31 protein-coding genes, 1 tRNA gene and 1 pseudogene are annotated in these 25,316 nt (G+C 69.6%); 18 read left to right on the top strand and 15 right to left on the bottom strand.

Going from position 1 to position 25,316, the window contains the following annotated elements; genetic code table 11:
* Positions 1 to 73 precede the first annotated feature (73 nt).
* Genes eif1A through P2T62_RS08965 form a run of 3 tightly spaced genes read left to right on the top strand, consistent with a single transcriptional unit; the run spans position 74 to position 1,838 of the window.
* Positions 74 to 364: a translation initiation factor eIF-1A gene (eif1A, locus tag P2T62_RS08975; RefSeq protein ID WP_254830281.1), complete on the top strand. Its 291-nt coding sequence runs from the start codon at positions 74 to 76 to the stop codon at positions 362 to 364.
* Positions 364 to 1,314: a serine/threonine-protein kinase Rio1 gene (gene rio1 / locus P2T62_RS08970; RefSeq protein ID WP_276261056.1), complete on the top strand. Its 951-nt coding sequence runs from the start codon at positions 364 to 366 to the stop codon at positions 1,312 to 1,314. The genes eif1A and rio1 overlap by 1 nt, the downstream gene beginning before the upstream one ends.
* Positions 1,311 to 1,838 carry a GNAT family N-acetyltransferase gene (locus P2T62_RS08965; protein ID WP_276261055.1) on the top strand — a complete coding sequence of 176 codons (528 nt, stop codon included), beginning with the start codon at positions 1,311 to 1,313 and terminating at the stop codon, positions 1,836 to 1,838. The genes rio1 and P2T62_RS08965 overlap by 4 nt, the downstream gene beginning before the upstream one ends.
* 13 nt (positions 1,839 to 1,851) lie before the next feature.
* Here P2T62_RS08965 and P2T62_RS08960 read toward each other — a convergent pair whose 3' ends face one another.
* Both P2T62_RS08960 and P2T62_RS08955 read right to left on the bottom strand, forming a co-directional pair.
* On the bottom strand, positions 1,852 to 2,376 hold the full coding sequence (locus P2T62_RS08960; RefSeq protein WP_276261054.1) for a MarR family transcriptional regulator: 525 nt from the start codon (positions 2,374 to 2,376) through the stop codon (positions 1,852 to 1,854).
* A gap of 103 nt (positions 2,377 to 2,479) precedes the next feature.
* The gene (locus P2T62_RS08955) at positions 2,480 to 3,346 is read right to left on the bottom strand and encodes an alpha/beta fold hydrolase (RefSeq protein ID WP_276261053.1); all 867 of its coding nucleotides are present in this window, start codon (positions 3,344 to 3,346) and stop codon (positions 2,480 to 2,482) included.
* 288 nt (positions 3,347 to 3,634) lie between these two features.
* Between P2T62_RS08955 and P2T62_RS08950 the strand changes: the two genes are divergently transcribed.
* Positions 3,635 to 3,838: a DUF7470 family protein gene (locus P2T62_RS08950; RefSeq protein ID WP_276261052.1), complete on the top strand. Its 204-nt coding sequence runs from the start codon at positions 3,635 to 3,637 to the stop codon at positions 3,836 to 3,838.
* Between the two features lie 56 nt (positions 3,839 to 3,894).
* On the opposite strand, the gene P2T62_RS08945 is transcribed toward P2T62_RS08950, so the two are convergent.
* On the bottom strand, positions 3,895 to 5,877 hold the full coding sequence (locus P2T62_RS08945) for a DUF460 domain-containing protein (RefSeq protein WP_276261051.1): 1,983 nt from the start codon (positions 5,875 to 5,877) through the stop codon (positions 3,895 to 3,897).
* A 129-nt stretch (positions 5,878 to 6,006) separates the two neighbouring features.
* Here P2T62_RS08945 and P2T62_RS08940 point away from each other — a divergent pair, with 129 nt between their 5' ends.
* Positions 6,007 to 6,411, top strand: a complete 405-nt coding sequence (locus P2T62_RS08940; RefSeq protein WP_276261050.1) for a DUF2178 domain-containing protein — start codon at positions 6,007 to 6,009, stop codon at positions 6,409 to 6,411.
* On the top strand, positions 6,411 to 6,605 hold the full coding sequence (locus tag P2T62_RS08935; RefSeq protein ID WP_276261597.1) for a helix-turn-helix transcriptional regulator: 195 nt from the start codon (positions 6,411 to 6,413) through the stop codon (positions 6,603 to 6,605). Before P2T62_RS08940 ends, P2T62_RS08935 begins: the two co-directional genes overlap by 1 nt.
* A 1-nt stretch (position 6,606) precedes the next feature.
* Here P2T62_RS08935 and P2T62_RS08930 read toward each other — a convergent pair whose 3' ends face one another.
* On the bottom strand, positions 6,607 to 7,026 hold the full coding sequence (locus tag P2T62_RS08930) for an HIT family protein (protein ID WP_276261049.1): 420 nt from the start codon (positions 7,024 to 7,026) through the stop codon (positions 6,607 to 6,609).
* Positions 7,027 to 7,121: 95 nt separating this feature from the next.
* Positions 7,122 to 8,048 carry a ribonuclease Z gene (rnz, locus tag P2T62_RS08925; protein ID WP_276261048.1) on the bottom strand — a complete coding sequence of 309 codons (927 nt, stop codon included), beginning with the start codon at positions 8,046 to 8,048 and terminating at the stop codon, positions 7,122 to 7,124.
* Between the two features lie 171 nt (positions 8,049 to 8,219).
* Here rnz and P2T62_RS08920 point away from each other — a divergent pair, with 171 nt between their 5' ends.
* Entirely contained in the window at positions 8,220 to 9,185 is a 966-nt protein-coding gene (locus P2T62_RS08920; RefSeq protein ID WP_276261047.1) for a DUF4382 domain-containing protein, read from the top strand.
* A gap of 177 nt (positions 9,186 to 9,362) precedes the next feature.
* Complete coding sequence (locus P2T62_RS08915) at positions 9,363 to 11,009, top strand: DUF4382 domain-containing protein (protein WP_276261046.1); 1,647 nt, start codon at positions 9,363 to 9,365, stop codon at positions 11,007 to 11,009.
* Between the two features lie 31 nt (positions 11,010 to 11,040).
* Here the strand turns inward: P2T62_RS08915 and P2T62_RS08910 are convergent, their stop codons facing one another.
* Positions 11,041 to 11,598, bottom strand: coding sequence for an NUDIX hydrolase (locus P2T62_RS08910; protein WP_420028420.1), 558 nt, complete (start codon positions 11,596 to 11,598; stop codon positions 11,041 to 11,043).
* 271 nt (positions 11,599 to 11,869) lie between these two features.
* Between P2T62_RS08910 and P2T62_RS08905 the strand changes: the two genes are divergently transcribed.
* The 3 genes from P2T62_RS08905 to P2T62_RS08895 all read left to right on the top strand — a co-directional run bounded on the left by P2T62_RS08905 (position 11,870) and on the right by P2T62_RS08895 (position 13,690).
* On the top strand, positions 11,870 to 12,091 hold the full coding sequence (locus P2T62_RS08905) for a DUF1918 domain-containing protein (protein WP_276261045.1): 222 nt from the start codon (positions 11,870 to 11,872) through the stop codon (positions 12,089 to 12,091).
* A gap of 10 nt (positions 12,092 to 12,101) precedes the next feature.
* Positions 12,102 to 12,566 (top strand): RNA-binding protein, encoded by a 465-nt coding sequence (locus P2T62_RS08900; RefSeq protein WP_276261044.1) that lies wholly within the window; start codon positions 12,102 to 12,104, stop codon positions 12,564 to 12,566.
* Between the two features lie 161 nt (positions 12,567 to 12,727).
* The gene (locus P2T62_RS08895; protein WP_276261043.1) at positions 12,728 to 13,690 is read left to right on the top strand and encodes a ferritin family protein; all 963 of its coding nucleotides are present in this window, start codon (positions 12,728 to 12,730) and stop codon (positions 13,688 to 13,690) included.
* 9 nt (positions 13,691 to 13,699) lie between these two features.
* Here the strand turns inward: P2T62_RS08895 and P2T62_RS08890 are convergent, their stop codons facing one another.
* Positions 13,700 to 14,188, bottom strand: a complete 489-nt coding sequence (locus P2T62_RS08890; RefSeq protein ID WP_276261042.1) for a hypothetical protein — start codon at positions 14,186 to 14,188, stop codon at positions 13,700 to 13,702.
* Between the two features lie 45 nt (positions 14,189 to 14,233).
* Complete coding sequence (locus P2T62_RS08885) at positions 14,234 to 14,449, bottom strand: hypothetical protein (protein ID WP_276261041.1); 216 nt, start codon at positions 14,447 to 14,449, stop codon at positions 14,234 to 14,236.
* A 59-nt stretch (positions 14,450 to 14,508) separates the two neighbouring features.
* Here P2T62_RS08885 and P2T62_RS08880 point away from each other — a divergent pair, with 59 nt between their 5' ends.
* The 3 genes from P2T62_RS08880 (at position 14,509) to P2T62_RS08870 (ending at position 15,734) form a co-directional block, all read left to right on the top strand.
* Positions 14,509 to 15,270, top strand: a complete 762-nt coding sequence (locus P2T62_RS08880) for a hypothetical protein (RefSeq protein ID WP_276261040.1) — start codon at positions 14,509 to 14,511, stop codon at positions 15,268 to 15,270.
* A 72-nt stretch (positions 15,271 to 15,342) separates the two neighbouring features.
* Positions 15,343 to 15,427: transfer RNA gene (locus P2T62_RS08875), tRNA-Ser, on the top strand.
* Positions 15,428 to 15,554: 127 nt separating this feature from the next.
* Positions 15,555 to 15,734 carry a type IV pilin N-terminal domain-containing protein gene (locus P2T62_RS08870; RefSeq protein ID WP_276261039.1) on the top strand — a complete coding sequence of 60 codons (180 nt, stop codon included), beginning with the start codon at positions 15,555 to 15,557 and terminating at the stop codon, positions 15,732 to 15,734.
* 17 nt (positions 15,735 to 15,751) lie between these two features.
* On the opposite strand, the gene P2T62_RS08865 is transcribed toward P2T62_RS08870, so the two are convergent.
* The gene (locus P2T62_RS08865; RefSeq protein ID WP_276261038.1) at positions 15,752 to 16,573 is read right to left on the bottom strand and encodes an alpha/beta fold hydrolase; all 822 of its coding nucleotides are present in this window, start codon (positions 16,571 to 16,573) and stop codon (positions 15,752 to 15,754) included.
* Between the two features lie 153 nt (positions 16,574 to 16,726).
* Between P2T62_RS08865 and dacZ the strand changes: the two genes are divergently transcribed.
* Positions 16,727 to 17,536 carry a diadenylate cyclase DacZ gene (gene dacZ / locus P2T62_RS08860; protein WP_276261037.1) on the top strand — a complete coding sequence of 270 codons (810 nt, stop codon included), beginning with the start codon at positions 16,727 to 16,729 and terminating at the stop codon, positions 17,534 to 17,536.
* Positions 17,537 to 17,539: 3 nt separating this feature from the next.
* Positions 17,540 to 18,337: a mechanosensitive ion channel domain-containing protein gene (locus P2T62_RS08855; RefSeq protein ID WP_276261036.1), complete on the top strand. Its 798-nt coding sequence runs from the start codon at positions 17,540 to 17,542 to the stop codon at positions 18,335 to 18,337.
* Between the two features lie 12 nt (positions 18,338 to 18,349).
* On the opposite strand, the gene P2T62_RS08850 is transcribed toward P2T62_RS08855, so the two are convergent.
* The 4 genes from P2T62_RS08850 to P2T62_RS08835 form a co-directional block, all read right to left on the bottom strand.
* On the bottom strand, positions 18,350 to 18,865 hold the full coding sequence (locus tag P2T62_RS08850; RefSeq protein WP_276261595.1) for an acyltransferase: 516 nt from the start codon (positions 18,863 to 18,865) through the stop codon (positions 18,350 to 18,352).
* Positions 18,866 to 18,965: 100 nt separating this feature from the next.
* A complete protein-coding gene (locus P2T62_RS08845) occupies positions 18,966 to 19,424 on the bottom strand; it encodes an SRPBCC family protein (RefSeq protein ID WP_276261035.1) in 459 nt (152 codons plus the stop codon).
* A complete protein-coding gene (locus P2T62_RS08840) occupies positions 19,424 to 21,391 on the bottom strand; it encodes a DEAD/DEAH box helicase (RefSeq protein WP_276261034.1) in 1,968 nt (655 codons plus the stop codon). The genes P2T62_RS08845 and P2T62_RS08840 overlap by 1 nt, the downstream gene beginning before the upstream one ends.
* Positions 21,392 to 21,490: 99 nt before the next feature.
* A complete protein-coding gene (locus tag P2T62_RS08835) occupies positions 21,491 to 22,711 on the bottom strand; it encodes a pyridoxal-phosphate-dependent aminotransferase family protein (RefSeq protein ID WP_420028419.1) in 1,221 nt (406 codons plus the stop codon).
* A 69-nt stretch (positions 22,712 to 22,780) separates the two neighbouring features.
* On the opposite strand from P2T62_RS08835, the pseudogene P2T62_RS23425 reads away from it, so the two are divergent.
* Positions 22,781 to 22,938: pseudogene (locus P2T62_RS23425) on the top strand (thiamine-phosphate synthase family protein); the annotation flags it as partial.
* A 116-nt stretch (positions 22,939 to 23,054) separates the two neighbouring features.
* On the opposite strand, the gene pyrI reads toward P2T62_RS23425, so the two are convergent.
* Positions 23,055 to 23,522 carry an aspartate carbamoyltransferase regulatory subunit gene (pyrI, locus tag P2T62_RS08830; RefSeq protein ID WP_276261032.1) on the bottom strand — a complete coding sequence of 156 codons (468 nt, stop codon included), beginning with the start codon at positions 23,520 to 23,522 and terminating at the stop codon, positions 23,055 to 23,057.
* Positions 23,519 to 24,436 (bottom strand): aspartate carbamoyltransferase, encoded by a 918-nt coding sequence (gene pyrB, locus P2T62_RS08825; protein ID WP_276261031.1) that lies wholly within the window; start codon positions 24,434 to 24,436, stop codon positions 23,519 to 23,521. The genes pyrI and pyrB overlap by 4 nt, the downstream gene beginning before the upstream one ends.
* A gap of 237 nt (positions 24,437 to 24,673) precedes the next feature.
* Between pyrB and P2T62_RS08820 the strand changes: the two genes are divergently transcribed.
* Complete coding sequence (locus P2T62_RS08820) at positions 24,674 to 25,300, top strand: RAD55 family ATPase (RefSeq protein ID WP_276261030.1); 627 nt, start codon at positions 24,674 to 24,676, stop codon at positions 25,298 to 25,300.
* Positions 25,301 to 25,316 lie beyond the last annotated feature (16 nt).

Below are 25,316 nucleotides of genomic sequence, written 5' to 3'. Positions count from 1 at the left end.
GTGGGGGGTCCAGCGAGCCGACGGCCCGGAATCATGCATTGCACTTAAACTGCGGGGCGACGAACCGCCCCCCATGAGCGAGGACGACGGCGGCCGGAAGAACCTCCGCATGCCGGACGACGACGAGGTGTTCGCGGTCGTCACGGAGATGCTCGGTGCGAACCGGGTGAAGGTCCGGTGCATGGACGGGAAGGAGCGAACCGCGCGCATCCCGGGGCGGATGCAGAAGCGCATCTGGATCCGCGAGGACGACGTGGTCCTCGTGGAGCCCTGGGACTGGCAGGACGAGAAGGGCGACATCACGTGGCGCTACGACAAGCAGGACGCCGACCAGCTCCGTGAGGAGGGCCACATCTCCGCCTGATGGCCGACCAGGACGTCGAGGTCGACCTGCTCGAACCGGGTGAGGGCGAGGGTGACGACTTCGGCGACGAGTGGGAGGAACTCGACGTCTCGGACACGGAGGCCGACCGCATCGCCCGCAAGCGGGACCGCGAGTTCCTGGAGTTCCGCAAGCGCATCAAGGACGCCGACCAGTTCAAGGTCGAGGCGTCGGTGTTCGACGACGCCACGCTGGGCGCGCTGTACAAACTCGTCCAGGACGGCCACATCGACGCGTTCGGCGGCCCGCTCTCGACGGGGAAGGAGGCCAACGTCTACCTCGCGGCCGGCCCCGAATCGGAGGTCGCGGTGAAGATCTACCGCATCAACGCCTCGGACTTCCGCTCGATGCGTGACTACCTCGAGGGCGACCCCCGCTTCGAGGGCATCGGCTCGGACAAGAAGAAGGTCGTCACGGCGTGGACGAAGAAGGAGTACGCCAACCTCCGGCGCGCCATCGCCGCCGGCGTCCGGGTCCCCGAACCCATCGCCGTCCAGCGCAACGTCCTCGTCATGGAGTTCCTCGGCACCGACGGCCGGCGCGCCCATCGCCTCAACGAGGTGAACGTCGAGAACCCCGAGACGGCCTACGAGGTCGTCCGGGAGTACACCCGCCGCCTGTACGACGCCGGCCTCGTCCACGGCGACCTCTCGGAGTACAACATCGTCGTCCACGAGGGGGAACTCGCCCTGCTCGACCTGGGGCAGGCCGTCACCGTCCACCACCCCAACCACCGGGAGTTCCTGGAGCGCGACTGCCGGAACGTGGCCGACTTCTTCGCCCGCGCGGGCGCCGAGGCGGACGCCGACGAACTGCTCGACTACGTCACGCGGGCACGCGAGGGCGACGAGGCGGCGCCCGAGGAGGCGCCGAGCGTCCCGGGGGCCGAGCCCGACACCGAACCCGACGAGTCGGCCGAGGAGCCGCGATGATCATCCGCGAGGCCACGCCGGAGGACGCCGACGACATCGCCGCGGTCGCCGCGGACGCGTGGTGGGCGGGCCCCGCATCGGCGCTGTCGGCCGACGCCGTCCGACTGGCGCTGGCCGACCTCTACGACGAGTCGTTCCTCGCGGAGGTGGCCGCCGAGGCTGCCGACGAGGAGGACTTCCGGTTCCTCGTGGCCGTCGCCGAAGAGGGGGCGGACGGCGACGGTGACGGCGAGGTGGTCGGTTTCGCGAGCGCGACCCGCGAGTGGACCGACGAGGCCGAACTGTTCACGCTCTACGTCGACCCGGACCACTGGGGCGAGGGCATCGGGACGGCACTGCTGACGGAACTGGAGTCGTGGGCCGCCGGGCGCGGGGCGGAACGGCTCGTCTGCTCGGCGCTCGCCGACAACACCGTCGCGGTCGGCTACCTCGAATCGCGCGGCTTCGAGCGGATACGCGAGGTCGAGGCCGAGGTGGGCGGTGAGACCGTCGGGGAGTACGAGTTCGAGAAACCCCTCGACTGAGACCGTCGGTCCGCTACTCCCGCGGGTTCTTCTCGTCGAGGCTCGCCAGGATCTCCGGGTCCGTCCGGAACTTGAGGACGTTGTGGATGACGGAGTTGCGGATGTTCTCGACGACCGGCCCGTGTGCCTTGTAAAACTCGTGGATCCATTTGGACTCGTTCTGCCGGGAGGAGAACATCATGACGGACTTCCACTGGTACTCCCCGTCCGAGAGGAAGTAGAACAGCGTGTTCGGGGAGTCCCGGATGTACTCCATCGCGTCGCGCCACCCGTCGGCGAAGTTCTCGGGGTTGAGCTTGAACTCGAAGAGGCCGAAGATGTAGTACTCCTCGTTGGGGATGACGGCCTCGCGGAAGACGCCGTGCTCGCGCATCCCGCGGATGGACTCGCTGACGGTGACGTGCGAGACGTCGATGTCGTACTTCTCCTCGAGGATGCGAGCGAGGTCCCGCGAGGAGAGCTGCGGGTCCCGGGACAGCTCGCGGAGGACGTAGACGTCCCGCGGCTTGAACTCCCAGTCGGGCGCGTCGTTGCTCATACCCCGCCCGTCACGGGGCGGGTACGTGCCTTTTTCGGACACACGCGGCTCTGCCGGTTCGAGTACCCGTCTCAGCCGTCGATGAACGACCTTCCGAGGGCACTCACCCGTCGAGGAAGTCCGCGAGTTCCTCGCGGTACTCGCCCCCCACGTCCTCGGGCACCCAGTGGTACGCGCCGGAGAGCCGGACGACCTCACCGCCCACGTCCTCGGCCAGCCGTTCGCCGTACTCGATGGGCTGCATCACGTCGTCCTCGGCCCACAGGCAGAGGAGGTCGGTGTCGATGGCGTCGTAGTCGATCTCGGTCGTGTGGTTCGTGTTCGTCGCGACCGCCGCGCGGGCGATGGCGCGCTGGCCGCCCTCGCGGAGCCACGGCGCCTGCATCCCCGCGACGAACGCCTCGTCCGGGTCGTCCGCGGCCGCGCCCTCGGCGAACGCGAAGTCCAGTTGCCCGACGAACTCCTCGCGGTCCATGCCCTCCGTCCGCGGGAGTCCGAGGTTCACGATGAACTCGACGGGCCAGGAGTCGTAGCAGACCAGGTTGGAGGCGACGAACCGACGCACCCGCTCGGGCTGGTGGGCGGCGAACCGGAGCGCCGCGCCGCCGCCGATGTCGTGCCCGACGAACGTGAACGAGTCGACGCCGAGGTCCGCGAGCAGGCCGTCGAGCGCCTGCTCCTGGGCGCGGATGGAGCGGTCGAACCCCTCGCGCATCGAGGAGTTGCCGTAGCCGACCATGTCCGGGACGACGACGCGGAACTCGTCCTCGAAGGCGGGCGCGACCCGCCGCCAGAGGTAGCCCCACGTCGGCACCCCGTGGACGAAGACAAGCGTGTCGCGTGGCTCGTCGCGCTCGGTCGGGCCCGCGTCGCGGTAGGCCATCCGGACGCTGTGGTCGTCGACGATGACGCTCGTCGTCTCCTGCTCGGCGGTCCACTGCTCGTGGTCCATGGGCTCGACATCCAGCATACGAGGGCCGGCGGGCGCGCCGACCGTGAATCCACCGGCGGGCGCGCCGGATCGGACGGTCGGGGCCCCCGGTCCAGGGCGTCGTCCGTGGCCCGCCCATGAGCATTACATTCATATTCCGCACGATTTCCGGATATGCCACCCATTACGATCCGATAGCCCCTCTGGAGAGGTACTGGCCCTCTTCGTGATTCCGTCGGCCCCGACCCGAGGGCGTGAAGTCCGGCATATCTCGCCGCCCGGCCGGGTTTCCGTGACTTTATCACACACGGCCCAATCCGGTCGGGTATGGACGTCGAGGAAACCAAGGAGTCGCTCGGTGAGGTCGGACAGAAGGGGGCCCTGGCGCTTGTACTCGGCCTGCTCGTGGTCGCCCGCGAGAACAAGGTCGCCGCGCTGGGTGTCACGCTCGTCGTGATCGGGATGGGGATGGTCGCCCGCGGGCTCGTCGAGTCCGCGATGGAGGAGATGGGCATGGGCGGGATGCTCTGAACGGCGGCCGACCACGCTTCTCGTCCACCCTCACGCACGGGTAGTGCCGACCGCGGTCAGTCGCTCTCGGTCGGCCGGTCGGCCCGGTGCTCGCTGATGATCTGGTCGACCATCTCCGCGTTCTGGTCCTTCCGGCGCTCGGCGGCCCGGTCCTCCCAGTCGTCGATGACGGCCTCGACCTCGCGCTCGCGGGCGACCGCCAGTTCGTCGACCTCCTGGACGGTCACGTCGTCGGCCGGCCCCTCCGGGATGCCGTGCTCGAACAGTACCCGGTCGGCCTGCTCGGAGAGGTTACCGTGACGCAGGACGACCCGGGGCTCGGTCTCGGCGAGCAGCTCGGCCGTGCGCCGACCGGCGCCCGACGCGTCCCGGAGGAGGACCACGTCGTTCTCGGCGAGCCCGAACCGCTCCTGGGCGTCCTCGATGGCGTTGGTGGTGAACTGTGCGACGGGCTTGACCGGGACGAGGCCGGCCTGCTCGTCGGCCACGTCGGCGAAGTCCGAGTGGTCGAGGCGCCAGAGCGCCTTCAGCCGCTCCAGTTTGCCCTCCAGCTCCTCGACGGTCTCGCGCTCCTCGGCGAGTTCGCGTTCGAGGCGGTCGTTCTCGCGTTCGAGGCGGGCGACCTCGCGGCGCTCGCGGGCCTCCTGGCGCTCCTCGCGCCGGGCCTCGCTGAGTTCCTCCTCGTACTCGGCGATGCGCTCGTCCTTCTGCTGGACGGTCCCGCGGAGCTCCTCGACGTGCGATTCCAGGCGCTCGACGCGGGCCTCCAGCCGCTTGATCTCCTGCTCCTCGGCGGTGAGTTCGCGGGGCTCGTGGGTCGACTCCTCCGTCTCGTCCTCGGGGTCGTCGGTCAGGTCGTCGATGACGGCCTCGACGGACTCCTCGCCCGCGACCACGCGGGCGGTCACCTCGCCGCGGTCGAAGCCCGCGGGGACCTTGCGGGCGATGCGCTCGAACTGGTCCTCGTGGTCGTCGAAGGCGTGGAGCGCGGCGGCCATCGCGTCGCGCTCGTGGTCGTTGTCGTAGGGTTCCTCTCGGGTGCGGTGCTGCTTGGTGTCGACCGGGAGGTCCGTCTCCGGGACCCACCCGGCGGCGTCGAACGAGCGGCGGATCTTCTCGACGGTCTCGGGCATCGGCTCGACGTCGGCCGCCACGAGGATGGGTCGTCCGCGCTCGATGATCCACTCGATGACGGCAGCCGTGTCCGCCGTGCGGGTCGACAGCGTCTCCAGCACCGCGCCGTCCAGCCCGACGATGGCGACCGCGGTGGTCGTCCCGGGGTCGATGCCGACGAGGACGTGGTCGCGGCGCCTCACGAGCGGCGAGTACTCGATGCCGTCCTTGCGCTCGCGCTCGATCTCGATGCGCGTGTCCCCGGCGCGCTCCCGTGAGACCGGGAGTTCGGCGGGGGTCGCCTCGACGTGGAACAGCGCCCGCGAGTAGCCGCCGTACTTCTCCGTGACCTCCTGTTCGTACTCCAGCCCGGCCTCGTCCAGTTGTCGCTCGACCTCGCGGGCCTTCGACTTGACGTTGCCGTGGATGCGGCGGGTGAAGCGGTCCTCGGACCAGCCACCGCCGCCCCCGGTCGAGCGCCCGCGGGCGACCTTCACCGTCGTCCGGTCGGCGAACGCCGACACCTCCTGGCCGACGTTGCGGGCGGCGAGTCGGGCGGCGGCCTCGGCCTCCTTCATCGGCTTCTTCCCGTACGGCACCCCGTGCCGACGTGCGACCCGGGAGAGGGGTTCGGGCTGCTCGGCGCCGGTCACCTGGACGAGCTTCGTCCCGGAGGGGAGTTCGCGGAGGAACCGGACGAGGTCGTCCCTGTCCGTCGCGAGTTCGAAGGTGTTGTCGGTCGCGACGATGGCGGGCTCCTCGCGCTGGATGAGCCGGGTCAGCTTCCGGTAGGAGACCACGTCCCGGTCGACGTTCTCGCCGTCGAAAGCCACCACGGCGTAGGAGGGCGAGTCACCGCGCACGTCACCGCTCTGGATGTCCACCCCGAACACGACCGCGTCGAGGGCACTCGTTCGGGTGCTCACACACCACTCTCGGCGACGAGCGAGAATAAATCCCGTGCCCGGGAGGAGCCGTGTCGGCCGGCCGCCGCGAGGGAGAAAGGTTGAAGTGGGTGTAAAGAACACATTACAGTGTAAAGGGTGCTTGACATCATGGCCGAGACCGCATCCCCGTCCCCGCTTGCATCGACCCGCTCCACGTACGCCGCCCTCTGGGCGGTCGGGAGCGTCCTCTACGCCGGCCTGCTGCTGGCCGGGTACCCCCTGTTCGGTGTCGCCGCCTTCGTCCTCGGCGGCGGCGCGGCCATCACCCTCCATGCCCGGACCGACCGGACGGTCTTCGACGAGCGCGACCGTGACGTGTTCGGCGAGGCCGGCCGGCACACCATCGCCCTCCTCGGAGTGACCTCGGCCGTCGTCTTCCCGACGATGGTCGCCGCGGAGGCCCTGGGCTATGCCGAGTGGCCGCTGTGGCTGGCGTACGCCGGCTACTTCGTGGCGGCCCTGTTCGCCGTCTGGGGCGTCTTCGTGCTCCTGGCTCGCGCCCAGCGTCGATGATGGAGTCGAGCCTCCGCGAACACCGCGAGCACGAGGGGCTGAGCCAGGGCGGCCTGGCCGAGGCCGTGGGGGTCACGCGCCAGACCATCAACGCCATCGAACGGGAGCGCTACGACCCGTCGCTCGAGCTGGCGCTGAAGCTCGCGAACCACTTCGACTGCCCCGTCGAGGAGCTGTTCTGGCTGGAGGGGTAGCTCACCGCGCCCCGCGAAGTCGGTCGGCGACCGCATCCAGCTCCTCGCGGTCGGCCCGGGACTGCTCGGCCACGAACTGTACGTCGTCGCCCTCGTACCGCGGAACGACGTGCAGGTGGACGTGGAACACCTCCTGGCCCGCAGCGACCCCGTCGGCCAGGAAGAAGTTGATGCCGTCGGGGTCGAGCGCCTCGCGGGCCGCGGCCGCTATCGCCATCCCCTCCTCGAACAGTCGCCCGCCGACCGCCGGGTCCAGCCCCTCGAGCCCGGCAGCGTGCTCTTTGGGGATGACCAGCGTGTGGCCCTCGGTCGCGGGATTGAGGTCCACGAACGCGAGCGTCTCGTCGGTCTCGGCGACGACGCTCGCCGCCGCCTCGCCCCCGACGATCTCACAGAACGGGCACTCGTAGTCCTGGGACATGTCGGATGCTTCGCCGCGCTGGCACAAGAGTCTCCGGGCGGCGCGCGACGTTTGTGCGGCGCCTGTGGTCCGTGCAACGGGCTCTCCGGGTCGCGCTACCCGTCCGGGTACGGGACCTCGAGTTCGTCCCCGTCGTCCGGGAGCAGTACCGCTCCCCCGAACGTCGCGCGGGCCTCCTCGGCGAGGACCGACGAGCGGCCGGCGTAGCGCGAGGAGATGTGGACGAGCGCGAGCCGCTTCGCGCCCGCCCGGGCCGCGAGCTCGGCGGCCTCGGCCGCCGTCGAGTGACCCGTCTGCGGCGCGCGGTCGGCGTCGGCCTCGGCGAAGGTGGCGTCGTGGACCAGCAGGTCGGCGTCCTCGGCGACCACCTCGGTCGCGTCGGTCGGTCGCGTATCGCCCGAGTAGACCACGGTGCGTCCGGGGCGGGGGTCGCCGACGACCTGGTCGGGTCGGACCACGGTTCCGTCCTCCAGTTCGACGGCGTTGCCCTCGTGGAGTTCGGAGAACTTCGGCCCCACCGGAACGCCCAGTTCCTCCGCGCGCTCGCGGTCGAACCGACCCTTCCGGTCGACCTCGACGAGGGCGTAGCCGACCGAGCGAGTCCGGTGCTCCGTCTCGAACGCGCGGACCTCGTACTCCTCGCGGTCGAGCGCGGTGTCGCCCGGGCCGACCTCGTTGATGCGGACCGGGAACCCCGGTTCGGTGCCGGTCCCGTTCAGGAGGTTCCGCATCGTCCGGCGCTCGCCGTTCGGGACGTGGATGGCGAGGCCGGCCTCGCGGTCGTTGAAGTCCCAGGTCTGCAACAGCCCGGGGATGCCGAGCGTGTGGTCCCCGTGCATATGGGAGACGAAGAGGTGGGAGACGTCGAACCCGGTCCCGAAGCGCATCATCTGGCGCTGGGTCCCCTCGCCGCAGTCGAACAGCAGACGGTCGCCCTCGCGGCGCACCAGCAGCGCCGACGTGTTCCGCCGGACCGAGGGGACCGCCCCACCGGTGCCGAGGAACGTCACGTGCAGGGACATACCCGCTGTCGGGAGCGGGGCGTGAAACCCGTGTCGGAAGGACGGCGCCGACGTCGACGACGCGCGTCGTTCACTCCGTTCACCCCGTTCAATCGCAAGACGGCGCGACGATAGGAACGGAACGAACGGGCGTTCCCCCTTATCCGGTCGAACCCGCTACGAGGGGGTACGATGCTCGGACACAACGCGGTCGCTGCGATGCTCGCGGCTGCGATGCTGGTGCTGGCGGGCTGTACCGGTGGCGTTCCCGGTGGCGCCGGCGGTGGTAGCGGCCCCGGCGACGCCGCGATGACCGACGGCTCCGGGACGGTCACGCTCTACGTGAGCGACCAGCCCGGCGCGATGGGTGACTTCGAGCACCTGAACGTCACCATCGACAGGGTCGCGTACCACCGCGTGAACGCGTCGGACGACGTCGGCTCGACAGCCGACGGGATGGACGCCAACGAATCCGCGAACGAGACCGACGCCGAGGAAGAGGAAGCGGACGAACACGAGGACGAGCGCGAGGCGGACGACGAACTCGAGTCGGAAGGCTGGGAGAGCTACGACATCAACGACACGACGGTCGACCTGACCGAACTGCAGGGCGAGAACGCGACCGTCGTCGGTCAGCAGCGCCTCCCCGACGGCACCTACGACAGGGTGTTCCTGTACGTGAGCGACGTGAACGGGACGCTCGACGACGGGAGCTCGACCCGCGTGAAGCTGCCGTCGGGCAAGCTCCAGGTCGAGAAGCGGTTCACGGTCGGGAGCAACGAATCCCTGGACTTCGTCTTCGACGCGACGGTCGTGAAGGCCGGCAACTCCGGCAAGTACGTCCTGACGCCCGTCGTGGCCGAATCCGGCACCGACGTCGGCATCAAGGAGGTCGCCGAGGACGGCGAGTCGGGCGTGAGCGCCCGATTTCTCGGGAGCGTCGACCGCGGCGAGGCCGCGACGGTGAAGGTGACCCGGCGCGGCCAGCCGGTCGCCGGAGCCACCGTCGAGATCGGCGGCGAGGAGTACCGGACCGGCGGCGACGGGACCGTGATGTTCGACGTGCCCGACGATGCCGAGGTGGTGGAGATCGAGGTCGAGTACGAGGACGGCGAGGTCGAACTCACCCGGAAGTTCCCGGGCGCCGAGGCGAGCTGACACACCAGCCCCCGTGCCCGCCCGTCCGCAGCGGGGCGAGGAGCGTTGACGTGGCGCCCATTCTTCGGCAAATACTGCAGTAGTGGGCCTTCCGGGCCGAATACCGGGCAGTTTCGGCCATAAGCCTTCTAAGTATGAGACGATTTAGTTACGGACGGATATATAATGAAACAGCAGATGGCGACAGTGCTCGTCGCGCTCATGCTCGTGACCGCCGGATGTTCCTCGTTCGGTGGTCCCGGCTCGAGTGGCGAGCCGAGCGACGGCACATCGGGCGATGCGGTCGGGACGGTCAACTTCTATCTCAGCGACCAGCCGGGTGCCATCGAGGACTTCGAGCACCTGAACGTCACCATCGACGAGGTCGCCTTCCAGAAGGCCGACGGGAACGAGTCGGACGCGGAAGACGAGGAGATGGAGGACGACGAGGAGAGCGGCTGGCAGACCTTCGAGGTCGACAATCGGACGGCCGACCTGACCGAGCTCAAGGGCGAGAACGCCACGCTCCTCGAGAAGTTCGAGGTCGAGAACGGGACCTACACGCAGGTTCGGATCAGCGTGAGCGACGTGAACGGGACGCTGACCGACGGCTCCAACGCCGACGTGAAGCTCCCCTCCCAGAAGCTCCGCATCAACCAGCAGTTCACGGTCGGTAACAACGAGTCCGTGGACTTCGTCTACGACATCAACGTCGTCAAGCGGGGCAACTCCGGCTCGTACAACATCAAGCCGGTCGCCGGCCAGTCCGGCACGGACGTCCCCATCAACCGCGTCGACGAGGACGACGAGGAGATGGAGGACGACGAGGACGCTGACGCCGACGGCGAGTCCGACGACGACGAGGCCACCCCGACGGCGACGCCGACGGGCAACGAGTCCGCCGGTAACGAGTCCGCCGCCGACCAGGGCCGGATGAACTTCTACGTCAGCGACCAGCAGAACGCCATCGACGACTTCGAGCACCTGAACGTCACCATCGATGAGGTGTCGCTGCGAGGGCCGGCGGCGAACGGCTCGAACACGACGTACGCCGTCGACGACCGCAGCGTCGACCTGACGGAGCTGAAGGGTGACAACGCCACCCTGCTGCGGACCTTCGACGTGCCGGCGGGCAACTACACGAAGGTCTTCATCAGCGTGAGCGACGTGAACGGGACGCTGACCGACGGCTCCAGCGCCGACGTGAAGCTCCCCTCCTCGCGGCTCCAGCTCAACGAGAACTTCGAGGTCGCCCCCGACAGCGAGGTCGACTTCGTCTACGACATCACGGTCGTCAAGCGGGGCAACTCCGGCTCGTACAACATCAAGCCGGTCGCCAGCGAGTCCGGCACGGACGTCCCCATCAACCGCGTCGACGAGGACGACGAGGAGATGGAGGACGACGAGGGCGACGGCCAGGCCGAGCGCGGCGACGATGAGGCGGCGGCCAACGAGACGGCCGCGTTCGACGCGGCGTTCGTCGGCAACGTCTCCGCCGGCGAGAACGCGACGGTCTACGTCTCCCAGAACGGGACCGCCGTGGAGAACGCGACGGTCGCGTACAACGGCACGGAGTACCTGACGAACGCCGACGGCAACGTCACGTTCGCGGTGCCCAGCGACGCCGAGGAGGTCGAGGTCGAGGTGACCTACGAGGACGAGACGGTGACGCTGACCGAGACGTTCGAGGACGAGACCGAGACCGAGAGCGGCGGGCAGTCCGACGGCGCCGACAGCGCGAACGACGACGCGAACGGTGCCTCGGGCGATGACTCCGGCAGCGAGTCCACCGAGACCGAGACCAGCACCGCGACGCCCACACCGACCGAGACGGCGAGCAGCTAGAGGGTCCGCCGGCACGCCACAGCTCCGTTCTTCACAGCCGCTCACGCCGCCACTCGCGAAGGATGTCGCGGTCGCGGGTGTCCGCGGGGAGGTGGTCGAACCAGCGGGCGTCGCTGATTTCGCCGTCCGGGTCGCTGACGCGGGGGGTCGCGTCGTCCGGGGCCCGCGCGGCGTACACGGGGAGGACGCCCCAGGTGTCGTAGCTGCCGGCACTGACCTCGACGCGGCCGAGGACACCCAGGCCCTCGTACTCGGCCTCGACACCAGCCTCCTCGCCGAGTTCACGGCGGGCGGCCTCCCGGAGTGATTCACCGGGGTCGACCTCGCCGCCGGGGAGAACCCACATATCGACGGTGTCGTGACGGACGAGCAACAGTTCACCCGAGGGGCGGTAGACGATGGTGTGGGCGCCGTAGGGGGTACCGGTCTCGCGGATGCGCGCCGCGAGCGTCCGGAATCGGCGGCGGGAGACGTGCTTCTCGCGGACCCGTTCGAGGAAGGCCTCGTGGCGCTCGCGGAGCCGGTGGTAGGCCTGTTCGGCGCGCTGGTCGGCCTCGTCGGCGAGGTACCACAGGTCGTCGAGTGCCATCAGGCCACCCCGGCGTCGGCGGACCGGCTCGGCGGCGACGCTGGTGGTGGCCCCGCGGTCGCGGACCACGGGAGAGGGCGAGCGAGAGCGTGCATGGCCCCGCGTACGGCGGGCCGTCGCAAAAACCGTTCGACAGTCCCCGATGGGCCCGGGACGGCCGCTGCCGCCGCACCCTGGGCGGTGGCTGTGACAGTCGACGGGGCCGTGGTCGGAGACGAGCGCTGCGGTGCGAACCAACGTGTTTTTGCGCCGCCGTGGAGAACTCGCTGGCATGAGCTTCGAGAAGGGCGATACGGTCGTGCTGCACGACGAACACAGCGAGTACGACGGTCAGGTGGGGGAGGTCTCGCAGGTCTCCGAGACGATGTTCGGCGACGCCACCTACATGATCCAGTTCGAGGACGGCCAGGAGGCCGGCATCTCCGAGGACGCTATCGAGGCGGCGCCCGACGAGGAGGTCGGCGGCGCCGAGGACGAAGACGAGGCGGAGTAACGAGCGCCCGATGGCGTCGGTCCCCTTCCACTACGTCGAACTGCGGACCTTCTGCTACGCGACCGAGGACGAGCACCGCGTGGCGGACGCGCTCGACCACTTCCTCCCGTCGCGTGGCGACGACGACCCACGGGACCCGCCGGAACTCGAACGGTCCGAGACGGAGGGGTTCAACGGCGACCGCATCCTCGTGTTCTCGACGCGGCTGGAGCGGGCCGACGACGTCCGGCACGTCCTCTCGGTGCTGGCCGAGGCCGACGCGATGGACCAGGTGCTCGACGAACTCGACGACCGGGTCGACGACAACTGCGCGTTCTTCCTCTCGCTGGACAAGCAGGCGGCGTTCGGTGGTCGCACGGAGCTGGGGGAGGGCATCACGCTCCGCGCGAAGGTGGAGGCCTACCCGGCGAAGCGCGAGACGGCCGTCGAGAACGCCCGCGAGACGTTCGCGGACCTCGCCGCGGCCGGGGACTGACCGTCGCGCACGGGAACCGCAATGGCGGGGGCCCCGGCCACGACCGGGACGGCCCCGGCTGCGTGAAGGTCGTCCGGGAGCCGTGAATCACCGCCCCGTATTTAATGATGCCCGGTTGCACGGCGAAGACTTGAAGCTGTACTGCCCGTTCATGTGAGGACATGTCACGCTACGCGGACAGCGAGCGGTCGATGCGCCTGGACCCGGACTCCTTCGCGGGCGGGTACTTCAAGAACGCCGTCTACCGGCACTGGGACCCGTACGAGGACATCCCGACGGAACTGCTGGAGCAGGACCGCGAGCGCATCCTCGACTCGGACTGGAGCGACGAGGAGTTCCGGGGCTTCCGCTCCTCCATCGCGAAGTTCGGCGCCGGCGAGGAGGCCGTCACCGAGGACCTCGCGCCGCTGGCCATCGCGCTGGACGACATCAACGACCAGATGTTCGTCTCCAGCCAGATCTACGAGGAGGCCAAGCACGCGGTCTTCTTCGACCGCTACTGGCGCGAGGTCATCGACCCGGTCGCCGAGGCCCGGGGCATCGAGCGGCTCCCGCCGACCGCCGAGGAGTTCTTCAACGAGCCGTACGAGCAGCTGTTCGACAAGACCGAGGCCGCGATGCACAGGCTGCTGGAGGACGGCGAGAACACGGCCCGGAACCGCGTCATCGCCTACTGCCACTACCACCTCGCCGTCGAGTCCGTGCTCGCGCAGACGGCCTACTACGGCTACCAGGCCCAGTACTCGGATACCGGCCCGGAGTTCGAGCAGTTCGAGGGCGAGGAGCGCGTCATGCTCGACGGCCTCATCGAGGGCATCACCCGCATCCGCTCCGACGAGGGCCGGCACGTCGGCTTCGGGATGCAGAAGGTCCAGCAGCACGTCGAGAACGGCGACGTCGACGAGGCCATCATCCAGGAGACGCTGCAGGAGCTGCTCCCGCACATCGCGGGCATCGTCGACGACGACCAGTACGACACGGACTTCGACAGCACGCCGCTCGTCGAGTACGCCAGCGAGAAGCTCTCGCGGCGCATCGAGATCATCACCTCGAAGGACGCCGAACTGCCGCCGGTCGAGGAGCTCGTCCACATCGAGGGTGCCGACCGCGTCGGTGCGGACTGACCCGGCGGTTCACTCCTCGACGTGCTGGCGGTAGCAGGTCACGTTCCCGGCACACGTGTGAGTCTCGCCGGTGCTCTCACCGAGGACCACGAGCGTCGCGCCCGTGCGGCGGGTGACCCGCTCGGACTCCCGGAAGCTGAAGCTCCCCTCGTACGACGGGTCGCCATCCACCAGCACCGCCAGTTCGTACTCGGCCTCCCCGTAGTCCGCAGCGCTGACGTTCGCGACGTGCCACCGTTCCCCGGCCACGAGCTGCCGGGACCGGTTCAGCAGTACCGACCCGGACGGCGTGCGTGCCTGGACCGTGAAGGTCCGGTTCGACGCGTACTCGTTCTCGACAGCGATGCCGTACCGCACGTCCTCGGCGGCCGGGGCGGGGGAGTCCGTCGGCGCGTCCTCGGCGGCCGGGGCGGGGGAGTCCGTCGGCGCGTCACCGACGAAGCCGCCGCAACCGGCGAGGAGGAGTGACAGAACGAGGAGGAGGGCTGACAGGCGCATACTGCCGGCACCGGCGTCCGGCGTGATGTGTCTTCGGGTGCCGGTTCACCAGTAGCCGCTGTTCTCCAGCCACTCCGCGCTGCCGCGTGTACCGACGACGACCATGGCGGCGACGCTGACGACGACGAGCGCGATGGTGACGACCGCGGCGGCCGTCCGGAAGCCGCCGAGCGAGCCGGTGACGAGCGAGACCAGCGAACCGACGACACCGAGTGCGACGCCGAGCGCGACGAGGACGCCGAGCGGCCGGGTGTAGTCCATACGCATCGCTGACGCCGCTGGAATAAAAAGCTCAAGACTCGTCGGCGACACGTCGACGTATGACCGTCGTCTGCGTGCTCGCGGACCCGCCCCGTCCCGGACTCGTCTTCCCCGACCTCGTCGAGACCGCACCGCTCTCGGCCGATGAGGCGGCCGACCTGTACGCGGCCGGGCTCCGTGACATCTGCGCCGCGGTCGAGGGGAGCGGCGGCGACCTGCTCGTCAACTACCGGCCCGATGATGCGATTCCGGACGAGCACGTCCCCGCCGATGCCGACGCCGAAGCGGAGGTCCGGGACGCGCTCGAATCGGCGCTCGACGCCCCGGCCGACGCCCGCTTCGAGGTGCAGGTCGGCGAGACGTTCGCCGGGCGCGCGGGCAACACCGTCACCCACCTGCTGGAGCAGGAGGAGGTCGCCTCCGTGGCGGTCACGGAGCCGGCGGCGGCGTTCTGCTCCCGGCAGGAGATCGACGAGGCGGCGATGAAACTCCGGCGCGCGCCGGTCGTGCTCGGCCCGTCGACCGGCGGGCGGGTCTACTTCGCGGGCTTCACCGAGCCCATCGACTTCGACGGGGCGTACACGCCGCCCGCGCTGCGGACGCTGACGGACCGCGCGGGTGACGCCGGCCACGAGGTGGACTTCCTGAAGTCCCTGCCCATGCTGGAGACGGGCGCCGACCTCGCCGAGGCGCTGTTGCAGGTCGAGACGCGCCGCACGGCCGGGCGACCGGTCCCGAGCCACGTCGCCGAGTGGCTGGACGACTCCGGGTTGACCGTGGTGACGGACGAGGACGGTGGGCTGGAACTGGCCGGGGAGTGACTGCCGGGACCCGCACGGCGCCGCGTCCGCCACCGACAGGACTTAGCGACCCCGCGGTCAATCGTCGCACGAGGTGGGGTGACCGAGTGGCCCAAGGTGGTTGCCTTGAGAGCAACTGGCGCTTCGCGCCTCATGGGTTCAAATCCCATCCCCACCGCATCCTCCGATACGTAACGTCACGTACCCGGCATGGGTACTTCGTCCGTCCCGTCGCCAACTTCAATGCAGGCGGTGAGGCAAGGTGGGAGTCACAGGTAGCCGCCTTCCACATGGATGGACAACGGATGCAGACGTTGTTCGATGACGAGCGCGCAGTCAGCCCGGTGATCGGCGTCATCATGATGGTCAGCATCGCCGTCATCCTCGGGAGCGTGGTCGCGACCGTCGTGTTCGGCATCAGCGACGTGAGCGAGGTCGCCCGGCAGGCCGGGAACGTCGTCGAGTGCGGGCGACTGACCTGCTGAGGGAGCTGTCCTCGGCCTCAGTACACCTCCTCCAGGAACCCCCGGATGGCGGCGTTCGCGGCCTCGGGGTTCTCCGTGTTCGAGGAGTGGCCGGCCTCTGGAATCGGCTCCAGCCGCGCGTCGGGCAGGTGCTCGACCATGTCTTCCGCTTTCTCCATCTCCAGTGCGGTGTCCTCCTCGCCGTGGATGGCGAGCACCGGAGCGTCGATAGCGGAGAGTTCGTCGGTGAAGTCCGGGCGTTCGAGCCACGAGGAGACCTCCCGGTAGACGGCCTCGCCCGGGTACGTCAGCCACCGCTGGACCCAGCGGTCGACGAGGTCGGTGCGCTCCTGGTTGGAGGTGGCGCCGAACAGGATGTGTCTGACCGTCTCGCCCATCGGCTCGGGCACCTCGCCCATCTCGCGGGCGGTGTCGATCATCCCCCCGTACTGCTCGATGTCGCTCTCGTCGTGGGGCTGCGCGATGGAGTCGACCATGACGATGGCGTCCAGCCGCTCGGGGTAGCGGTCGGCGACCCGGAGTGCCGTGAAGCCGCCCATCGACATCCCCGCGAGCGTGCAGGAGTCGATACCGCGCGCGTCGAGGAGGGCCTCGCAGTCGTCGGCGAGGTCGTAGAGGTCGTAGTCGCCGGCGTACTGGTCGGTCCGTGCGCGCAGGTCGTACGCGAGGACGTGGTAGTCGTCCGAGAGGGCGTCGAGCTGCGGGTCGAACATCGTCCGGTCCATCAGGGTCCCGTGCGCGCAGACCAGCGTCGGGTCCGAGGGGTCCCCCCGCTCGGTGACGAGCGTGTCGTGGCGGTGGCGGTACATCCGGGTGGCCGGTGATTCGTCGGTGGCCATGGGGGTGGCTCGTCCCCCGGTACCAAATAGCGTGGTGTCGAGCCCGTGTCGGGTACCATCCCCTCGAGCGGACCTGTCGGGGAACTGGCACGCGTGAGACGCGCGCCTGACGGCCCATAAACCTCTTACGTGTCGTGCGAGAGGTACGGAGCGATGAGCGACCTGCGCGACCTGGTCGGCGAGATGACGGACGGCGTGGAAGCCGTGCTGCTGTTCAGCCCGAGCGGGTCGTACTACGAACGGGTCGCCGAGGCCGAGAAGCCCGTCGTCGTGGTGGCCGGCGAGAACGCCATCGACGCCGAGCACTACGTCGAACTCCCGCTCGAGTTCGCGGACGTGGCCCAGCGCATCCGCTTCGGACTGGAGGGCGCGCTGGAGAACGGCCTCATCGAGGAGGGTGACGCCGTGCTGTGTGCGGCGAAGACCTTCGCCGAGGACATCGACAGCCTCGTCCGGGTGCGGGCGGGCGACTTCGCCCGCTCGGGCGTCTACGAACTGTTCGCGGACAGCCGGGCCGAGGCCTCCGTGATCCGGGACGTGCTGGAGGTGGCAATCGAACTCGGGAAGAAGGGCCAGAAGGGCAAACCTGTCGGCGCGCTGTTCGTCGTCGGCGACGCGGGCAAGGTGATGAACAAGTCCCGCCCCCTCTCGTACAACCCGTTCGAGAAGAGCCACGTCCACGTCGGCGACCCCATCGTGAACGTGATGCTGAAGGAGTTCTCCCGGCTGGACGGCGCCTTCATCATCTCGGACTCGGGGAAGATCGTCTCCGCGTACCGCTACCTCGAACCCTCCGCCGAGGGCGTCGACATCCCGAAGGGCCTCGGGGCCCGGCACATGGCCGGCGGCGCCATCACGCGCGACACGAACGCCGTCGCCATCGTCCTCTCCGAGTCCGACGGGCTGGTGCGGGCCTTCTCCGGCGGGGAACTGGTGCTGGAGATCGACCCGGAGGACTACTGAGCCATGGTCGCGCAGATCGCCGAACTGCGGCAACTGCTCAGACGCCTGCTCACCAGCGAGCTCGATCTCTTCGTCGCGAGCCTCATCGTCGTCACGGCACTCGTCATCGGCATCGCCGTCACGCGCCTCCTCAACAGCCTGCTGACCGACGCGGGCGTCCCCGACGAGGTCGAGGGGACCCTGTTCGAGCGGACCGCACGTCGGCTCGGCACCTCGACGGTGAAACTCGTCTCGCGCCTGTCGGGCCTGTTCATCGTCGTCGTCGGCACCATCTTCGCCCTCCGGGTCGCGGGCGTCGTGAACGCCGGCATCTTCATCACGGGCCTGACCGACTTCCTCCCGAGCCTCTTCATCGCCGCGCTGGTCGTCATCACGGGCCTCATCCTCGGCGACAAGGCCGAACTCGTGGTGAGCGAGCGGCTCCGCTCGGTCAAACTGCCGGAGGTGAACGCGCTCCCGCTCGTCGTCAAGTACAGCATCTTCTACATCGCGGCGCTCATCGCGCTCGGCCAACTCGGCGTCGTGACCGCCGCGCTCCTCATCCTGCTGGCGGCGTACGCCTTCGGCGTGTTCTTCATCGGCGGCCTGGCGTTCTCGGATATGCTCGCCTCGGGCGCCGCCGGCATCTTCCTCGTCCTCAACGAGCCCTACACCATCGGCGACGAGGTCGTCATCGACGGCCAGCGCGGCATCGTCCAGGAGGTGGACGTCCTCGTCACCCGCATCGAGAGCGACGGCCGGGAGTTCGTCGTGCCCAACAGGCAGGTGTTCAAGAACGGCATCGTCCGCATCCGGGACTGACCTGCCGGCCCCTCACTCCGTGGCCGTTCCGTCGTCACCGACGGGTTCGGCCGGCACCCCGGCCCACGTCTCGCCCGCGGGCACGTCCTCGGCGACGAGCGAGTTGGCCGCGACCTGTGCCCCCTCGCCGATCTCGACGCCCGGCAGGACGACGGCGCCCGCGCCGAGCATCGCCCGCTCGCGGAGGACGACCTCGCCGGTCCGGTACTCGTCCTGCAGGAACTCGTGGCACAGCAGCGTCGCGTCGTAGCCGACGATGACGTGGTCCTCCAGCGTCACGAGTTCGGGCCAGAAGACGTCCGGCGTCGCCTCCAGCCCCCACGACACCCCCTCCCCGACCGTGACGCCGATACGCCGCAGCGCCCACGCCTTCACGGGGAGCGCGGGCGCCAGCCGTGCCACGAGGACGAAGATGTAGTTGACGACGACGGTGGGGATGGACTTGGCCTCGCGCCAGTGCTGCAGCGAGTTCTTCGGCCCGGGTGTCGGATGGCGTGCCAGTCGCTCGTGACGGCGACCGCGACCGATGTCCTCCGGGTCCGTGCTCCCGGTGCCGTCGTCCGTCGCCGACTCTGTGTCGTCGCTCACGCCACGGCGTTGACGGGGTGGTGGCTTGTAGTTTGGCCGCTCACTCCAGGAAGCGCCGCCACTCGTCGCCCTCGGCGACCGCCTTCAGCGCCTCGGCGTGGTAGTCGACGAGCCGGCGGAGCCGGTGCTTGGCCACCGGCTCGACGAGCGGCCCGAGCGGCCCGAACGGGGGCTCGAACCGCACGTCGTCGGTCATCACGGTCGCGTCGCCGTCGCGTTCGAACCTGTGTTCGTGGGTGAGTGCGCCGAAGACGCCCTCGACCTGCTCGTCACGGAACGAGCGGGGACGGTCCATGGCGACCACCTCCGCGGTGAGTTCGAACGGGACGCCGAACTGGCGCTGGCGGAAGGTGACCCGGTCCCCGAGTTCGAGCAGGCCGGACCCCTGGAGCGCCCGCTCGTCGGGCATCGTGGCGACGTGGGCCTCGACGTGCCGTGCGAGGTCGAACACGCGCTCGCGTGGCGCGGCGATGCGCGTCCGGCGGCGGACCCGGCCCATCAGCCGCCGTCCCCCGTCCCAGGGCCCACTCCGCCGTCGGCGCCCGCCGACCCGGCCTCGTCCTCGACCTGCGTCGCCTCGCCCGCCTCGAACGACCAGGCCGCGCTGTCGCGCTCGCGGACCCGGACGCCCTTCGCGGCCAGGTGGCGGGTTCGCTGGCGGGCGAACTCCTCCTCTCTCGTCCCGCGCGTCGCCAGCACGTACATCCGCGCCTTCCCGACGGGGCGCATCGTCCGGCCGGCGCGCTGGGCGCCCTGTCGCCGGGAGCCACCCAGCCCCGAGGCGGCGATGGCCACCTCCGCGCCGGGGAGGTCGATGCCCTCGTCGCCGACGCGACTGACGATGAGCGCGTCGCGTGGCCCGGTCCGGAACTCCTCGAACAGCTTCCGCCGGCGGGCGTGGGGCGTCTCGCCGCTCACGAACGGGACGTTGAGTTCCTCGGCCAGCGCGTTCCCCTGGTCGATGTACTCGACGAAGATGAGGGTCTTCTCGCCGACGTGGTCGCGACGGGTGGCCTCGATCTCGGCGGCCTTCGCCGGGTTGGTCGCTGCGACCATCCGGCGCTCGTGACCGTGTGCGGCGGCGTACTCGTCCTCGTGGAGGTCGCTCGCCCACGGGACGAACCGAATCTCCACCTCGGGCTCGGCGACGTAGCCGGCCTCGAACAGCGCCTCCCAGTCCGTGCCGACCGGCGGGCCGACGAGGGTGTAGATCTCGTCCTCCTTCTCGTCCTCCCGGATGGGGCTCGCGCTGAGGCCCAGCCGGTGCTTCGTCTGGAGCTGTGCGCTCCGCCTGGCGATGGGTGCCGGGATGTGGTGTACCTCGTCGTAGACGATGAGCCCCCACTTGCGGTCGTCGAACAGGTGCCGGTGGCGGTCCATCCCCGCGGTCTGGTAGGTGGCGATGGTCACCGGACGCACCTCCTTGCGGCCACCGTGGTACTCCCCGACCTGCTCCTCGGTGAGCGAGGTGTTCGCGAGGAGTTCGTCGTGCCACTGGCTCGCCAGTTCGCGCGACGGGACGAGGATCAGCGTCTCGCCCTCGATGGCCGCCATGATGCCCATCGCCGCGACCGTCTTCCCGGAGCCGGGCGGCCCGACGAGCACGCCCGAGCCCTTGCTGATGAACCGCTTGACCCAGTCGTTCTGGTAGTCGCGCAATCGGAGGTGCAGGTCCAGCGGCAGGTCGTCGCCCTCGTCCAGCGAGCGCTCGTCCAGCACCGGGTAGCCGGCCTCGTACAGCGTCCGCTTGACCTCGGCGGTGCGGTCCTCCGCGACCCAGGCCTCCGTGTCGCCGATGCGCGCCCGGAGGACGCCCTCGTCCAGGTGCTGCTCGGCGACGTTGCCCAGCAGGTCCGCGCTCGCCGCGGCCAGCACGACGTAGCCCTCGTCGTGGGTGTAGAGTCGGAACTTGCGGGCGCGCTCCCACTGGCCCTCGGCCCACTCCTCTAGCGCCTCGTACCGCCCGCCGAGCGCCTGCCGCATCGAGCGCTGCAGCGCCTCGAACGTCTCCTGTGGCGCGCGCCAGATGTCGTCCTCGCGGACGACGTACCGGTAGCCCCGCTCACCGTTGACGTCCTCCAGCCGCGCGAACGTCGAGAGCTGCGCGCGGGTGAACTGACTCGGCTGGTCGACGATGATCTCGCGGCGGTTCGGGAAGACGACGCTCCGCTCGCGGCCCTGCGTCTCCTTCCAATCGGTCGGGTACCAGACGACGGGGTCGTTCTCGACGGCCTGGCGCCGGACCCGGCCCTCGGCGACGAGGGCCGCGAGGGCGTCCTCGGCGTCGGCGTGCGAGCAGTCGAGCGCGGTGGCGACCTCCGTCGCGGTGACGACCGGCCGCTCGCGGTCCTCCAGCAGGTCGTAGAACGCATCGATGGGGAGGTCGGGGGCCGGCTGCTCGGAGCCGTCGCCCTCGGGTCCCTGCTCCGCGTCCTCCTCGGCGTCCTCCTCCTGCGAATCGGTCACTGGCCCTCCGTTGGTGGTCGGTGCGCAAAAGGTCGCCGTGTTGGAGTAGTGTGCGACCGGACCGGCGGCCGTCCCGCCCGCCCGTCGCCCACGGCGGCCCTACGACTCGCGGAGCGACGCCCGGACCGTACTCAGCCCGGCGTCCGCGTCGACATCGACGCCCAGCGCGAGCAGCGAGTCGCCCAGCGCGGCGACGAGCGCGGTCACGTTGTCCGGGCGGGCACCGTGGCCCATACAGCCCACGCGGAGTACCTCCCCCGCGAGGTCCCCGAGCCCGCCGGCGATCTCGATGTCGTGCTCGTGGAGCATCCGGTCGATGACGTCGCCGGGTTCGACGTGGGCGGTCTCGGGGAGGCGGGCGGTGTTGAGCGAGGGGAGCCACCAGTCCGGCTCGGCGACCGGTTCCAGGCCCATCGCGGCCAGCCCCTCGCGGAGCGCGCCCGCGACCCGCTCGTGGCGGGCCCAGCGCTCCTCGAGCCCCTCCTCGACGACGAGCCGGAGGGACTCACGGAGCGCGTAGACGTTCGAGACGGGGGCGGTGTGATGGTACGCGCGCTCGTCGCCCCAGTACTCGTCCAGCAGCGTGAGGTCCAGGTACCACGAGCGGGGCCGCTCCTCGCGGGACTGGACCCGCTCCATCGCGCGGCCGTTGAGCGAGAGCGGCGACGCGCCGGGCGGGCAGGAGAGGCACTTCTGGCCGGCCGAGTAGGCCGCATCGACGCCCCACTCGTCCATCCGGAACTCGACGCCGCCCAGCGACGTGACCACGTCCGCGATGACCAGCGCGTCGTTGTCATGGGCGATGTCGGTGAGTGCGGGCACGTCGGGCTGCTTGACGCCGGTGGAGGTCTCGGCGTGGACGAAGCCGAACAGGTCCGGGTCGTGCTCGGCGAACGCCTCGTTCACGTCGTCGGGGTCGAGCGGCTCGCCCCACGGCGCGTCGACGCGGACGGGCTCGCCGCCGGCGCGCCGGACCATCGCGGCCATCCGGTCACCGAAGTAGCCGTTCGACGGGACCAGCACCGTGTCGCCGGGGCGGGTGAGGTTTCCGATGGCGGCCTCCATCGACGCGCTCCCGGTCCCGGAGACCGGGATGGTCCACTGGTTCTCGGTCCGGAGGACGTGGCGCAGCAGTTCCTGTGTCTCGTCCATCACCTCGATGAACGCGGGGTCGAGGTGGCCGACGGGGGGCGCAGCCATCGCGCGGAGCGTCCGCGGATGGACCTCGCTCGGGCCGGGGCCCATCAGCAGCCGGTCCGGTGGCGATAGCTCGCCGACCTGTGGGCGTTGCATGGTCGAACGTCCGTGATGACCCGACATAAACCGGCCGTTCTTCGCCCGACCGCCCCGTCGCCCCGCCTGTCGAGCAGGGGCCCAGCGTTCGCGTCGGCGTTCGCCGACCGAGGGGGCGTCCCCGCCGTGGCCCCCACCGCGGCGCCTACGGCGTCGAGCCCATCACCTACGTCTCCGGGACCGGTGCCGTCGACGCGGTCGAACGGCTGGGGGGCTGGTCGACGACATCGGGAGACAGCGGTAGAAATTCATAGAACGGGACTCCCGGCACATGTTGTAGAAATTCGCGATTAATATCGCCCGTATACCATATAAAGAGTTTGTTGCAATTGTATCAGTGTGTTCGTTCCACCGATAGGCACAGCCTCGCTCAGTCGGTCGCGATGTGGGCCGCCAGGTCCTCCCGGAGCAACTCGTCGCAGTAACCACACCGGACGGCGTCGTCGAGGACCTCGAACCGCGACTCGACGGGCTCGCCCGCGGTCGAGATGCAGTTCGTGTTCGGGCAGGAGAGGATGCCCGTCACCACCTCGGGGCGCGTGACGCGGCTCTTCTCGACCACGTCGTAGTCGCGGACGATGTTGATGGTCGCGGCGGGGGCGATGAGCGAGAGGACGTCGACCTCGGCGGGGCTCAGCTCCCGGCCCTCGACCTTCACGATGTCCTTGCGGCCCAGCCGGTCGGAGGGGACGTTCATCCCGACCGAGACCTCCTCGCCGCCGGACCCGTCGATGTCGAGGATGGCGAGGACGTTGAGCGCCTGGCCGGCCGCGATGTGGTCGATGACGGTCCCGTTGACGATCTTCGAGACACGCAGCTCCTGGTCGGCGTCGGTCATCGGCCATCACCCCCGTCCCCGGAGAGCATCAGGTCCAGCAGCGCCATCCGTACGGGGACGCCGTTGTGGGCCTGTTCGAAGTAGGTCGCGTGGTCGGTCTCGTCGACGTCGGGCGCGATCTCGTCCACCCGAGGCAGCGGATGCATCACGGTCAGGTCCTCGCGCGCCGCGTCGAGGGTGTCGGCATCGATGCGGTACTCGCCGGCGACCTCCCGGTACTCGTTCTCGTCGGGGAACCGCTCGCGCTGGATGCGCGTGACGTACAGGACGTCCAGCTCGGGCAGGATGCCCGCGAGATCGGTGTGCTCGCGCACGTCGGCGCCCGCCTCGTGGAGGTCGTAGCGGACGTTCCGCGGGAGCCGGAGCGACTCCGGGCTGATGAAGTGCTGCCGGACGTCGAACTCCGTGAGCGCCTCGGCCAGGGAGTGGACCGTCCGGCCGTACTTCAGGTCGCCCATGATGCCGACCGTGATGTCGTCGAGGCCGGCGTTCTCGCGGATGGTGTAGAGGTCGAGCAGGGTCTGGGTCGGGTGCTGGCCGGCGCCGTCGCCGGCGTTGATGACGGGGACGTCGACGAACTCGCTGGCCAGTTTCGCCGCGCCCTCGCTGGGGTGGCGCAGGACCAGCGCGTCGGCGTACCCCGCGACGACGCGGACGGTGTCCGCCAGCGACTCGCCCTTCTTGACCGACGACGACTCGACGGTGCCCATGTCGACGGTGTCGCCGCCGAGACGTTTCATCGCGGTGTCGAAGCTCATCTTCGTCCGTGTCGACGGCTCGAAGAAGCACAGCCCGAGCAGGTCGTCGTCCCGGGCGACACGCTCGCCGGCGTCGAACTCGGCGGCGCGGTCCAGCACCGTCTCCACGTCGCCCCGCGAGAGCTGTCTGGCGCTGATGAGGTGGTCGTGCCGCATTACCGGAAAGGCGCCCCCCGCCGTCTTGAATCCCCCGACCCCCGGTGTCCGACCCGCAGACACCCTATATGAAGGCACGTCGATGTCCGGGTCCGCCGGCCCGATTCGATAGATCCCCAAGTGACCTCACCCCTCTCCAGGAGACCGCTATCGCTCAGATTCGGGGGTTCACAGTACGGCGCCACCGACCCAGGGGGCCAGAACTGTTAAATCGCAGTAGAGTAAACCAGTCCCACAATGGCGGACCGGCTTCGGACTGGCATCGAGGTGCTCGACCGGAAGCTCGATGGAGGGATCCCCGCCGGTAGCATCGTCGCTCTCACCGCCGCTCCCGCGAGCCAGGCCGAGCTGTTCCTCTACGAACTCACCGCCACCCGCGGCACCCTGTACATCTCGCTGGACCGGACCGGCGACGCGGTGTCGGACTCCATCGCCAACTCCCCCACGACCACCGGCAGCCCGACCGTCCGTGACGTGGCCGGGGAGGCGCCGCTGGACAACGCCGCCAAGCTGGTGTCGGCGCTCCCGGAGTCCTCGAACCTCATCGTCGACCCGCTGAACATCCTCGAGAGCCAGGAGCCGGCCCGGTTCCGGAACTTCATGAACGAACTCCAGAACCACATCTACAACACCGGCTCGCTGGCGCTGCTCCACTGTCTGGACGGCCACTCCATCCCGCCCCTCCGGGACACCACCCTCCACATGGCGGACATCGTCTTCGACCTGAAGACCATCGAGAGCGGCGACGACATCGAGAACCGCCTCGCGGTACCGAAGTTCCGTGGCGGCCGTGCGCTCAACGACATCATCAAGCTGGAGCTGTCCGAGGAGGTCGCCATCGACACCTCCCGGGACATCGCGTGACGCCCGCCCGGTCGTT

Origin of the sequence: Haloglomus litoreum, from assembly GCF_029338515.1 — an archaeon.
In the GTDB taxonomy this organism is placed as follows: Archaea; Halobacteriota; Halobacteria; order Halobacteriales; family Haloarculaceae; genus Haloglomus; species Haloglomus litoreum.
The sequence above is the reverse complement of the archived record's forward strand: the minus strand, read 5'-3'. Positions and strand labels throughout refer to the sequence as shown.